The following is an 11,345-nucleotide window of genomic DNA, read 5'->3' as shown; positions in this document are numbered from 1 at the left end:
CGCCGCGATAAAAAAAAAAGTGCGCCGGTGCGCTGTCTTTATACGCGCACGTATGATAGCAAGGTCCATATGGAAGTCACGCTGGAGGTCCTCAAGGCCATCGGGGCGGCGGTCAAGGAGAACATCGACAAGATCCCGACGCAGGAGGAGAAGGGGAGGGACATCGAGATGGGAGCGGACGGCACGCCGACCGCCCTCATCGACAAGGTCGCCGAGAACACCGTCCTCGATTACATCGTCAGGAACGACATCGCCCTGAACGTCCTGAGCGAGGAGATCGGCTTCATCGACAACGGCGCGGAGGAGACCATGGTCCTCGACCCCATCGACGGGTCGCACAACGCCATCGCCGGGGTCCCGCTGTACACCGTGTCCATGGCCATCGGGTCGGCCAGGCTGTCCGATGAGAGGCTGGCCTACCTGTTCATGCCGGCGACCGGGGACGAGTACTGGGCCGAGAAGGGGAAGGGGGCGTACAAGAACGGGCGCAGGCTGCATGTCCGCGCCCCGAAGGAGAGCTCCCTCCTCATGATGATCTACACGGGGAACGGCGCCCATCCGTCCGCCTGGGAGCTCGGGAAGAGGGTGAAATCCTCCCGCTCCTACGGCTGCTCCTCGCTGGAGATGGCGTTCGTCGCCGAGGGCACCGCCGACGGGTTCTACATGAACTCCGAGAGGTACACCCGCGCCATCCGCGTGGTGGACATCGCCGCCTCGTACCTGATCCTCAGGGAGGCCGGGGGATACATCTACACCCTGGAGGGCGCGGACTTCGACATGCCGTTCGACCTCGAGACCCGCGGCAACTTCATCGCGGTCTCCAGCCCGTCCCTCTATGATTTCATCACCCGCAAGCACCTCATGTCCGGCAGGAGAAGGGTCTACGGCATCGTCGCCAACCCGAAGGTGGACGGCGTCAGGGGCTACGTGGAGAGGGTCATCGAGTCCCTGGGGGACGCCAGCATAGTGCTCGACAAGTCCGCCGCCGCGGTCCTCGGGAGGGACGACGGTCTCGAGATCTCCGACATGCATGCGGACACCGTGATAACGATCGGCGGCGACGGCACCATCCTGAGGACGCTGAACGCCAACTCGGCGCCCGTCATGGGCATCAACGCCGGCGGCGTCGGGTTCCTGGCCGCCCTCGAGCCCTCCCAGATAGAGGAGGGCATCGCCAGGCTCAGGAACGGCGACTACACCATGGAGGAGAGGTTCAAGCTGGACACCGCCTGCGGGGACGAGATGTTCGACCCGGCCGTCAACGAGGCCGTGGTGCACTCCGATTCCATCGCGAAGATCAGGAAGTTCAGGATCTACGTCGACGACAGGCTAGCCACGGAGGTCAGGGCGGACGGGATCATCATCTCGACCCCGACCGGGTCCACCAGCTATGCGATGAGCCTCGGCGCCCCCGTGGTCGACCCCCGGGTGGACGCCCTCGTCATCGTACCGATGGCAGCCTACAAGTTCTCCTCCCGGCCCATCGTGGTGCCCAGCTGGAGCAAGGTGGACGTCGACTGCGTGCTGGACAAGGGATGCCTGCTGGTCATCGACGGGCTCCTGGAGCACAAGGTCGAGGGCGGATCGAGGCTGACGTTCGTCAGGTCCTCCCAGAGCTTCAGGATCATCCGCTTCGACCGCGACTTCTACAAGAGCCTGACGGAGAAGCTGGTGAACTCGTCATGAACATCAAAGGGGTCAGCATCGATTTCATCGATGCCCTGAACGAATCCGCGAGGTCCGTTTACCCGGACGAGTTCATCTGCCTGCACCGGGCGCACGGCGGCATCATCGACGAGATGGTCATGCTCCCGGGGACGGTGTTCGGGGACTCTCACAGCTTCATCATGGACTGGATGGACCCCATCGATTTCCAGAGGACCGGCTCGGCCCATTCCCATCCAGGGTACTCCAACGAGGCGTCGGAGGACGACCTGCAGGTTTTCGGGAGCATGGGCGGGGTGCACTTCATCACCTGCCAGCCGTACGACAGGACCAGCTGGAAAGCCTATAATTCAGCGGGCGATGAGGTCCGCCTCGACATGCTGTACGCCGACGGCACCAAGGCCGACCCGCAGGCCCCGCGAAGGTCAGATCGAGCCGCGGACGAGCTCCTCCGCCTCATCGAGCATGGTCGCCAGGTAAACAGGGTCCCCGGACTCCGCCGAGATCTCGATCCTCTTCGGGTCGGACGGGTCGGGGTTGACGTAGAGGATCCCGCGGCTCATCTGGATGCAGAGCCCTCCGCCGCCGTCGACTCTGCTCACGTCCGCATCCTTCACAGAGTTCAGGAAGCGGTCGGTGAAGGCGCTGAAATACCCGTCGAAGTCCACGTAGGTCTTCCTGACGGTGTATCTGGGGAAACCCTCGAGCACGTTCCTTATGCTCCTGGCCCCCGCGAGCTTGGAGATCTCGGCCGCGGCGGCCAGCGCGTCCGGGCACTGGGTCCTCTTCGGGAACACGAAGAGGCCGTCCAGGGTGCCGGCGAAATCGGCCCCGCTGTCCTTCGCGGCCTCATTATCGATTCCAGCGAGTTCCCGTGGCGGATCAGCCCTCCGCCGTTCTTCCCGCGCGGCCTGTACCTGTAGAACGCATCGTCGACGATGCTGGGGGAGGCATAGGGGACCACGGCCTTGGACGGTTTGACGGCCAGCAGCATTATCGCCAGGAGCTTGTCCCCGGGGACGAACTTCCCGCTCTCGTCCAGGAGGGCCAGCCTGGTGCCGTCGCCGTTGAACGCTATGCCTATGGATCCGGTGCTCGCGTTCACGAAGCTAGACAGCCCCGCCAGCTCCGCCCTGTCTATGCCGGGGGGAGCGGGGAGGGGCGCCGCCGCTTATGTGGGCGTTCAGGCCGATCGGGTCCGCCCCGCTCTTCTTCAGGATGCGGTCCGCGCAGACGGACGTGCTGTTCCCTCCGGTGTCCGAGAGGATGTAGCCTCCGCCCTCGCCCTCGGGGAACGAATCGATGTACGCGTCCACCGCTCCCGGCTCGGAGCGTATGCAGCCGACGTCGCTGAAAGGCGGGAGCTCTCCGTCCGCGCCGTCCAGGCGCTCGAGCGGGAAGGGGGAGCCCTCCGGGAGGCGGATGCGGATGCCGGCGATGTGCCCGTAATCGTCGGGGGAGCCGACATGGACCGTGCAGTCGACCCGGTCCCTGAACGCTATGCAGAGGCCGGGCGCAGGGATTATCCCTGCGTCGATGCGTCCGCGCCGGCGGAGGTCAGGCCGGCCATGAAGGCCGCCGCGATCATCTGGCTGCTCGGGTTCGCGTCGCGCCCTACCGCCACCTTCAGGCATACGGACCCCAGCTTGGTCCCGAGGGAGAGCGCCCTCGAGGGGGTCATGTCGTCCGTCAGGGATACCGCTCCGCCGCTGCCGTCCATGGACTCATGATGGGCACCGCCGATAATAGTTTTTGGCAGGGCCCCAGACGGCAGGAGAACGGGCCGGGATATATCGGCAAACTCGCAGCCAAAAAGACCCAGATATGACGTTTTTGCAACTCGGAACCTGAATTTTCGATAAGTCTTATATACTATTCAGCGAGTTTATCTTCATTAAGAGAAACTGCAGTATGAGGTTTTGAAATGGCGATGGAGAGAATAACAATAGCCAAGGCCAAGCAGATAGCGAAGATAAAGGGTCTGAACCCCGGAAAGGTCAAGGGCACCGAGGGCGTCCAGTTCACCAAGGGCACCAACGGGCGTCTCGACGTCATCTCCTGGGATGAGTTCGAGGCGATCCTCAAGAAGAGGAACCTGGCCGTCTACGAGTCCGGCGGCTGGATGAAGATCATGAACGCCTGAACGGACGCACATCTCCGGACAGGAAATCAAACTCCACAAACTTCTTCCAACACTTATCCTTTAATAGAAGAACGCGATGGGGAACCCCACCTGCAGAGATAGTCAAGCATGGCCAACGACGTTAGATTCAGGGTCTAATCCCTAGCGGTCCACGGGTTCGAATCCCGCTCTCTGCACCATTACTCTCATTTCCGCCTGCCTGAGGGCATTTCCCCCCGGCGGCCCCGTCATGTAGCCTCTCTCCCCGCTTCTGCTTTTCTGTGCTCGCGCTCCCTGAGCCTGAGCCCCCATTCTGCCCAGGCCCACATGAGCAGGGCCCCCAGCCAGTGCCCGGTTATCAGCGCCCACCATTCGGCATCGAGCGAGAAATACGATGCTGCCCAGAACGCGGCGGTCATCTCCAGGTTCCTGATGAGCGCGACGCCATCGAGGACCCTGCCATCCTTATGCTCTGCAGCTGGGCCGATCCGATGTCCCTGAGGACGAGTATCGGTATGAACAGGCAGTACAGGCGATGGTGCGGGCCAGGTCCGCCCTCAGGTACGCCGAGTCCCCAGATGCGAACACGGCCGCGAACCAATCGGAGAACACGAACAGCACGGCGGCGGCAGCGGTCACGGCGATGAGGGATATCTTCAGCCCCTCGGACACGGTCCTGCGTATCCTGCCGAAGTCCCCCATCCCGAACTGGGCGGAGCAGACGGTGGCGATGGCCCCGCCGATCCCCGCAGGTATGACTCCGATGAGGTCGACGTACTTGTACGCGGAATTGTAGAGGGCGGACCCGTCCGGGCCTCCGACCTTCACGAAGAAGTACAGCATCAGGATGTTGAAGATGTAGAAGATGTCGAGCTCGACGGCCTTGGGCACCCCGATGGAGGAAAAACGCCTTCACCGGCCCCTTCCTGAACCTGAACCCTCCGTAGGAGATGCGGAGCTCGGTGTCCTTCTTCACATGGTACCAGTAGGCCACGGGCACGGCCGCCGCCGCGGAGGAAACCGAGGTCGCCCATGCGAGGCCCGATATCCCGTATCCGAGGCCGTAAGCGAAGACCGGGTCCAGGACCATGTTCAGCAGGGCTCCGAAGGCCAGGATGTACATCGAGCGTCTCGCGTCCCCCTCGGCGCGCAGGGCCCCGGCGTAGATGTTGGGCATGATGATGGCGGCCGAGCAGATGAAGCAGGGGATGCAGTACTCCCAGGCCTCCCCGCTGACGCTTCCGCCGCTGCCCATCCAATCCACCACGGGCCTCCCGGCCAGAAGGAAGAGCGGAGCGGCAGCGAGGGAGACGATGAGCATCGCGGGGATGGCCTGCCTGACGATCTCGGCGGCCTCGTCCCTCTTCCCCGCGCCTATCCTGTTGGCCCCGGCGGCGGAGATGCCGATCCCCAGCCCGTTCCCGATCCCGGCGACGACGGCATACATGGGGATCCCCAGCCCCAGGGCGGCCAGCGCCTCCCCTCCCAGCCCGGAGCACCAGAAGGTGTCCGCGAACGCGTTAATCTGGGCCACCAGGAGCGAGATCACTATCGGCACCGCCATCGCCCTGAGAGCGGTGCGGGGCTCAGAGGTCAGGACATCGGTTCCGTGCATCTGCCCTCCGTCTAGCGTTTATCTAGTTAATCCTTATGCTGTCCATGAAAAAGGAGGGGAAGGTCACGGCGCAGACAACGCTTTTCGGAGACGAGCCGAAACCGGCCCGGAAGCCCGTCCGCGGGCCGGGGGAGCCGCTGGCAGGGCGGATGCGCCCGGACAGCCTGGACGGTTTTGTCGGCCAGGAGCACCTGCTCGGCGAAGGCAAGGTGCTGAGGATGATGATCGAGCAGGACCGCATGCAGTCCATGATCCTCTGGGGCCCGCCGGGCGTCGGGAAGACGACATTGGCGCACATAATCGCCGTCCGCACCTCGGCCGAGTTCATCCCCTTCTCGGCGGTCACCGGCAGCGCGAAGGAGGTCCGCGCGATCATGGACGCCGCCGAGAAGAGGCGCGCGTCCGGGAGGAGGACCGTGCTGTTCGTGGACGAGATCCACCGGTTCAACAAGGCCCAGCAGGACGCGTTCCTGCCTTATGTGGAGAAAGGCAGCATCATCCTCATCGGCGCCACCACCGAGAACCCGTCGTTCCAAGTGAACTCGGCGCTGCTGTCCCGCTGCAAGGTGTTCGTCCTGAAGCCGCTGTCCGAGGATGACGTCGCGGGGCTGATCCTCCGCGCCGCCGAGAAGGGGTTCCCGGGGACGAAGGCGGTGATATCGGACGATCTGGCGCATGTCATCGCGAGGTTCGCCAACGGCGATGCCCGCACCGCCCTCAACACCCTGGAGGCGGCCGCCTCGGACTCCCCGACGGAGAACGGGGCCATCATGGTGTCCGAGGAAGCCGTCGCCGACTGCGTCAGCAGGCGCTCCCTTCTCTACGACAAGACGGGCGAGGAGCACTACAACCTCATATCCGCGTTCCACAAATCCATGAGGAACTCGGACCCGGACGCGCGGTCTACTGGCTGGCCAGGATGCTGGACGGCGGGGAGGACCCCTGCTACATCGCCAGGAGGATGATTGAGTTCTCGGGGGACGACGTCGGCATGGCCGACCCCAATGCCATGCTGCAGGCGGTGTCCTGCTTCTTCGCCTGCAAGAACATGGGCATGCCCGAATGCCGCTTCGCGCTCGCGCAGACGGCGATATACCTCTCCCTCGCTCCCAGGTCGGATTCCGTCGCGAAGGCGATAGAAGGCGCGATAGCAGATGTCCGCGGGAAGCCGAACGAACCCGTCCCCATGCAGCTCAGGAACGCCGAGACGAAGCTCATGGAGCAGCTGGGATATGGGAAGGGATACCAGTACCCTGAGGGGACCGAGGCCAAGGTCACGAAGATGCAGTGCCTCCCGGACGGCCTGAAGGACAGGATCTACTATGAGCCGGGGAACCGCGGCAACGAGGCGTACATCTCCAAGCGCCTGCAGGGGATCCGGGACTGGAAGGCCGGCCGCCGCGGGGAGCCTCCCGAATGACCCAGACATCATTGGATACAGGGACCGAGGACCCCGAGCCCCTGGCCAGCAGGATGCGCCCGAAGACCCTGGACGGGTATGTGGGGCAGGAGGCCCTCCTCGGGAAGGGGAAGTTCCTGAGGCACGCCATCGAGGCGGACAGGGTGCCCTCGATGATCCTCTGGGGCCCTCCCGGCACCGGGAAGACCACTTTGGCAGGGATAATCGCGCGTTCCACGGGGGCAGAGTTCGTATCGATATCGGCCGTCAAAGACGGTGTCCCGGAGATCAGGAGGATCATGTCGGACGCCGAGGCGAGGGCCTCTCGCGGCGGAAGGACCGTGCTCTTCGTGGACGAGATCCACCGCTTCAGCAGGACCCAGCAGGACGAGTTCCTGCCGTACATGGAGAAGGGGAGCATAACCCTCATCGGCGCCACCACCGAGAACCCCTCGTTCGAGCTGAACTCGGCCCTGCTGTCCCGCTGCAAGGTCTTCGTCCTCTCGAAGCTGTCCGAGGGGGACATAACCGCCCTTCTGAAGAAGGCGGCCGCCGAGGGCTTCCCGGGCAGGAGCATCGAGTGCTCCGACGCCGGCCTGAGAAGGATCGCCGCCTTCGCCGACGGCGATGCCCGCGCGGCGCTGAACGCCTTCGAGACTGCGGTCGAGCTGTCCGGCGGGGATATCGTTACCAAGGAGGCGATCAGTGGGAGCCTCGGGGACCGTGCGGTCCGCTACGACCGGAACGGCGAGGAGCACTACAACATCATCTCGGCCTTCCACGAAGGGATGCGGAACACCGACCCGGACGCGGCGGTCTACTGGCTGGCGAGGATGCTCGCGGGAGGGGAGGACCCCAAGTACATAGCCAGGAGGCTGATGGAGGCCGCCCCGGAGACCGTCGGTCTGGCCGACAGCACCGCCATGGAGATGGCAGCGGCCTGCTACGAGGCCTGCTCGGAGCTCGGCGAGAGGGAGAGCGCGCTAATCCTCGCGGAGACGGCCATCTACATGTCGATGGCCCCGAGGACCAATGCGGTGCCCATGGCCATAGGGCACGCTCTCTGGGACGTCCACCATTCCCCCGGGGAGCCTGTGCCCATGCAGATACGCAATGCGCCCACCAAGCTCATGGAGGGCCTCGGCTACGGGAAGGGGTACCAGCATGCCGAGGCCTCGGAGGAGAAGATCACGAAGATGCAGTGTCTTCCGGACTCGCTCAGGGACAGGAGGTACTACGTTCCCGGCACCAAGGGCGACGAGAAGTATTACGCCCGCAGGCTGAAGGCGATCAGGGACTGGAAGGCGGGCATCAGGAAGGACCCGCCTCTCTGAACGCCCGCCAGGATGGATGATGCATCCGTAAGGCCGCCTGCTGGGGCCAATTTTAATATTATAAGAGCCTCCCCGGACCCAGTGCGACACAGACGCTGGGCGTTCGGGGCCGCAACATCGGAACTCATCGCAAAGAAGCATGTCAGACTAATTGGGTTACTGTTACTGTTTTTCGGGCCTGGTTTCATCTCTCCTGCGAGTTCGCGAATGCACCTATATGCGCATCTCCCATGATCTGGGGTGCTTCCGGCCCGGAATTTTCCGTTACGGATATTTCAATTGTTTGTAGTCTATTTTGTTAGATGGGCAATGGATATTATAAAATAATTTTAGACAAATATCTATTTTATTCAGAATTTTTAGTTATATGTTTTTTATATGATGGGTTTTTTCGAGCACTTATGCAGAACAACCGGTACTTCGTTGAGCATCAGAACGAGTACGAATCCTCCGCCAGGAGCTATCCCCGCAAATTCCCTATCGCGATCAAGTCCGCGAAAGGATCATGGATAGAGGATGCGGACGGCAGGAAGTACATCGATTTCCTCAACGGGGCCGGGACCCTTGCGCTCGGGCACAACGACGACGAGGTGAACCGGACGATGGTCGACCTGATCCAGTCGGGAGCCGCGCTCCATACCCTGGACCTTGCGACACCCGTCAAGGACAGGTTCGTCGATGCCCTCCTCTCCATCATCCCCAAAGAGCTCGCTTCCAGGGCCAAAGTGCAGTTCTGCTCCCCTTCGGGCACTGACGCCGTGGATGCCGCGATCAAGCTCTGCAAGACCGCCACCGGCAGGGGCACCGTCATCGCCTTCTCCGGCGGGTTCCACGGCATGGGGCACGGCGCCCTCGCCCTCACCGGGGAGCTCCACCCCAAGGAACATGTGCAGAACCTCATGCCCGGGGTCCAGTTCATGCCCTATCCGTACTCCTACCGCTGCCCGATGGGCATCGGCGGCGAGGCGGGGACCAGGGCCTGCATCAATTACTTCGAGAGGTTCCTCAAGGACACCAACAGCGGGGTCACCAGGCCCGCCGCCGTGATCCTCGAGGCCATCCAGGGAGAAGGAGGCGTGATCCCCGCTCCCGACGAGTTCCTGCAGGCCGTCCGCAGGGTCACCAAGGAGCTCGGGATCCCCCTCATCTGCGACGAGATCCAGTGCGGGATGGGGCGCTCCGGGAACGTATTCGCCTTCGAGCACTCCGGCATCGTCCCCGACGTCATCCTCATCTCCAAGGCCGTAGGGGGATCGCAGCCCCTGTCCGTGGTCGTCTACAACAAGGACCTCGACAAATGGGGCCCCGGGGCGCACACCGGGACCTTCCGCGGAAACCAGCTGGCGATGGCGGCGGGGACCGTCGTGATCAGGAGGATCAGCGACCCCGCTTTCCTGGCCGAGGTGACCCGCAAGGGAGAGTACATGATGGGCCGCCTCAGGAAACTCCAGAAGGAGGTCTCCATCATCGGCGCGTCCGCGGCCGCGGCCTGATGTACGGCATCGAGCTCATCGACCCCCGCGGGCCGAAGTACCTGATGGGCGTTCCCGAGCCCAGCGGGGACATCGCCGCCCGCGTGCAGAGGCTGTGCTTCGAGAACGGCCTCATCATGGAGAGGGGCGGGAGGAACGGCGCCGTCATGAGGTGCCTCTGCGCGCTCAACATACCCGATTCCGACATCGAGAAGGCAATGGCCGTCCTCGAGAAGGTCATCAGGCAGGTGGACGCCGATGCCCGCGTCTGACAGCATCCCGGTGCTCCTCTCCGATTCGGAGGATGTGAAGAAAAGATTCACAGAGATGATAGAGGAGACCCTGAGGGCTGTCCTCTCATCGTACTCCGACGGGAGCGCCTTCTCCGGGATCGGCCCCTATGAGCTGAGGAAGGAGGTCAGGGACCTGGGGTTCCTGCCCGTTCAGGGGAAGGGTTTCGATAAGGTCCTGGAGGAGACCGAGAAGGTCATCCTGCCGAACATGCTGCGCACCTGGTCCGTCAAGTACATGCCCCACCTGCACTCGCCCGCGCTGACAGAGTCGATCTGCTCGGAGCTCATCATCGCCTGCTTCAACGACAGCATGGACAGCTGGGACCAGGGGCCCGCCGCCACCGAGCTCGAGGTCAGCATGATCAGGGGCCTGGAGGGGCTCTACGGCTTCCCGCCCGAGACCGCCGACGGGTACTTCACCTCCGGCGGCTCCCAGTCCAACATCTCGGCCATACTGGCCGCCCGCGACTGGTACTGCATGGAGAAGTTCGGCTGGGACGTCAAGAAGAAAGGCCTGCCCCCCGAGTTCGGGAAGCTGCGCCTGTATGCGTCCGATGTCTCCCACTTCACCATGGAGAAGGCCTGCCACATCCTCGGGATGGGGTATGAGGCGGTCAGGAAGGTCCCAGTGGACTCCAAGTGCAGGATGGACCTCGGCGCGTTCGCGGAGATGCTCGAGGAGGACGTCAGGGCGGGGCTCTTCCCGTTCTGCGCCGTCGCCACCCTCGGGACGACCGACTTCGGGTCCATCGACGACGCCCGCGGCATGAGGGCGCTCTGCGACCGCTACGGCATGCACCTCCACGCCGACGCCGCCTACGGCTCCGGGCTCATCATGAGCAGGAAGTACAGGGAGAGGATCTCCGCGGTCTCCCTTTGCGACTCGGTCACGGTGGACTTCCACAAGATGTTCCTGCTCCCGATCTCCTGCTCGGCCCTGCTGATGAAGGACGGGGAGAGGCTGAAATGCTTCGAGCTCCACGCCGATTACCTCAACCGCGAGGAGGACGAGGAGGAGGGATACATCAACCTGGTCGGCAAGTCCATGCAGACCACCCGCCGCTTCGACGCCCTGAAGGTCTTCATGGCCTTCCAGACCCGCGGAGAGGAAGGCTACGGGAGGCTCATCGACACCGCCGTGGAGAACGCCGCCTACTTCTACCGCAGGATCTCCGCCGACCCGGACTTCATCGCCCCCGTGGAACCGGAGATCTCCTCGGTCGTGTTCGCCCTGGACAGGGGCGACGGGGTCAACAAGGGGATCAGGCGCCGCCTGATGGACGAGGGCACAGTCATCGGGCAGACCGTCATGGACGGCCGCGTGATGCTGAAGTTCACGCTCCTCAACCCCAACCTGGACCACGCTACGATCGACTCGATCATAGCCAGGATCAAGGAGATCGGGACCTCGCTCTCCTGACCGGGCCCCGGACAGCCTTCGGTTT

At 63.5% G+C, this 11,345-nt stretch carries 10 protein-coding genes, 1 tRNA gene and 3 pseudogenes; 7 read left to right on the top strand and 7 right to left on the bottom strand.

Going from position 1 to position 11,345, the window contains the following annotated elements; genetic code table 11:
• The first annotated feature begins 69 nt into the window (after positions 1–69).
• On the top strand, positions 70–1,686 hold the full coding sequence (locus tag AUQ37_RS04840) for an inositol monophosphatase family protein (RefSeq protein WP_058747640.1): 1,617 nt from the start codon (positions 70–72) through the stop codon (positions 1,684–1,686).
• Positions 1,687–1,834: 148 nt separating this feature from the next.
• On the opposite strand, the gene AUQ37_RS09955 is transcribed toward AUQ37_RS04840, so the two are convergent.
• The 4 genes from AUQ37_RS09955 to AUQ37_RS04825 all read right to left on the bottom strand — a co-directional run bounded on the left by AUQ37_RS09955 (position 1,835) and on the right by AUQ37_RS04825 (position 3,385).
• Positions 1,835–1,972 carry a hypothetical protein gene (locus tag AUQ37_RS09955; protein WP_157844288.1) on the bottom strand — a complete coding sequence of 46 codons (138 nt, stop codon included), beginning with the start codon at positions 1,970–1,972 and terminating at the stop codon, positions 1,835–1,837.
• Positions 1,973–2,090: 118 nt separating this feature from the next.
• Entirely contained in the window at positions 2,091–2,462 is a 372-nt protein-coding gene (locus AUQ37_RS09950; protein ID WP_058747639.1) for a hypothetical protein, read from the bottom strand.
• Positions 2,381–2,770 (bottom strand): hypothetical protein, encoded by a 390-nt coding sequence (locus AUQ37_RS09945; RefSeq protein WP_157844287.1) that lies wholly within the window; start codon positions 2,768–2,770, stop codon positions 2,381–2,383. Before AUQ37_RS09945 ends, AUQ37_RS09950 begins: the two co-directional genes overlap by 82 nt.
• A gap of 417 nt (positions 2,771–3,187) precedes the next feature.
• Positions 3,188–3,385, bottom strand: a complete 198-nt coding sequence (locus AUQ37_RS04825; protein WP_058747637.1) for a hypothetical protein — start codon at positions 3,383–3,385, stop codon at positions 3,188–3,190.
• A 204-nt stretch (positions 3,386–3,589) separates the two neighbouring features.
• On the opposite strand from AUQ37_RS04825, the gene AUQ37_RS04820 reads away from it, so the two are divergent.
• The gene (locus AUQ37_RS04820) at positions 3,590–3,808 is read left to right on the top strand and encodes a hypothetical protein (protein ID WP_235584936.1); all 219 of its coding nucleotides are present in this window, start codon (positions 3,590–3,592) and stop codon (positions 3,806–3,808) included.
• Positions 3,809–3,900: 92 nt separating this feature from the next.
• A tRNA-Leu gene (locus tag AUQ37_RS04815) sits at positions 3,901–3,987 on the top strand.
• A gap of 48 nt (positions 3,988–4,035) precedes the next feature.
• On the opposite strand, the gene AUQ37_RS09940 is transcribed toward AUQ37_RS04815, so the two are convergent.
• The 3 genes and pseudogenes from AUQ37_RS09940 to AUQ37_RS13575 form a co-directional block, all read right to left on the bottom strand.
• Positions 4,036–4,206: a hypothetical protein gene (locus AUQ37_RS09940; protein ID WP_157844286.1), complete on the bottom strand. Its 171-nt coding sequence runs from the start codon at positions 4,204–4,206 to the stop codon at positions 4,036–4,038.
• A 46-nt stretch (positions 4,207–4,252) separates the two neighbouring features.
• Positions 4,253–4,678: an MATE family efflux transporter gene (locus AUQ37_RS04810; RefSeq protein WP_058747636.1), complete on the bottom strand. Its 426-nt coding sequence runs from the start codon at positions 4,676–4,678 to the stop codon at positions 4,253–4,255.
• 70 nt (positions 4,679–4,748) lie between these two features.
• Positions 4,749–5,351 (bottom strand): annotated as a pseudogene (locus AUQ37_RS13575) (MATE family efflux transporter); the annotation flags it as partial.
• 200 nt (positions 5,352–5,551) lie between these two features.
• Here AUQ37_RS13575 and AUQ37_RS13570 point away from each other — a divergent pair.
• The 4 genes and pseudogenes from AUQ37_RS13570 (at position 5,552) to AUQ37_RS04790 (ending at position 11,320) form a co-directional block, all read left to right on the top strand.
• A pseudogene (locus AUQ37_RS13570) lies at positions 5,552–6,822 on the top strand (replication-associated recombination protein A).
• Complete coding sequence (locus AUQ37_RS04800; protein ID WP_058747635.1) at positions 6,819–8,135, top strand: replication-associated recombination protein A; 1,317 nt, start codon at positions 6,819–6,821, stop codon at positions 8,133–8,135. Before AUQ37_RS13570 ends, AUQ37_RS04800 begins: the two are co-directional and overlap by 4 nt.
• A gap of 401 nt (positions 8,136–8,536) precedes the next feature.
• A pseudogene (locus AUQ37_RS04795) lies at positions 8,537–9,879 on the top strand (diaminobutyrate--2-oxoglutarate transaminase family protein).
• The gene (locus AUQ37_RS04790; RefSeq protein WP_058747634.1) at positions 9,866–11,320 is read left to right on the top strand and encodes a pyridoxal-dependent decarboxylase; all 1,455 of its coding nucleotides are present in this window, start codon (positions 9,866–9,868) and stop codon (positions 11,318–11,320) included. Before AUQ37_RS04795 ends, AUQ37_RS04790 begins: the two are co-directional and overlap by 14 nt.
• The last annotated feature ends 25 nt before the right edge of the window (positions 11,321–11,345 follow it).

Source organism: Candidatus Methanomethylophilus sp. 1R26 (assembly GCF_001481295.1).
In the GTDB taxonomy this organism is placed as follows: domain Archaea; phylum Thermoplasmatota; class Thermoplasmata; order Methanomassiliicoccales; family Methanomethylophilaceae; genus Methanomethylophilus.
The sequence above is the reverse complement of the archived record's forward strand: the minus strand, read 5'-3'. Positions and strand labels throughout refer to the sequence as shown.

Excerpts from the sequence above, each read along its gene's own strand:
- AUQ37_RS04840 (WP_058747640.1), top strand. The coding sequence starts at position 70 with ATGGAAGTCACGCTGGAGGTCCTCAAGGCCATCGGGGCGGCGGTCAAG.
- AUQ37_RS09955 (WP_157844288.1), bottom strand. The coding sequence starts at position 1,972 with ATGAAGTGCACCCCGCCCATGCTCCCGAAAACCTGCAGGTCGTCCTCC.
- AUQ37_RS04825 (WP_058747637.1), bottom strand. The coding sequence starts at position 3,385 with ATGGACGGCAGCGGCGGAGCGGTATCCCTGACGGACGACATGACCCCC.
- AUQ37_RS04820 (WP_235584936.1), top strand. The coding sequence starts at position 3,590 with ATGGCGATGGAGAGAATAACAATAGCCAAGGCCAAGCAGATAGCGAAG.
- AUQ37_RS09940 (WP_157844286.1), bottom strand. The coding sequence starts at position 4,206 with ATGACCGCCGCGTTCTGGGCAGCATCGTATTTCTCGCTCGATGCCGAA.
- AUQ37_RS04800 (WP_058747635.1), top strand. The coding sequence starts at position 6,819 with ATGACCCAGACATCATTGGATACAGGGACCGAGGACCCCGAGCCCCTG.
- AUQ37_RS04790 (WP_058747634.1), top strand. The coding sequence starts at position 9,866 with ATGCCCGCGTCTGACAGCATCCCGGTGCTCCTCTCCGATTCGGAGGAT.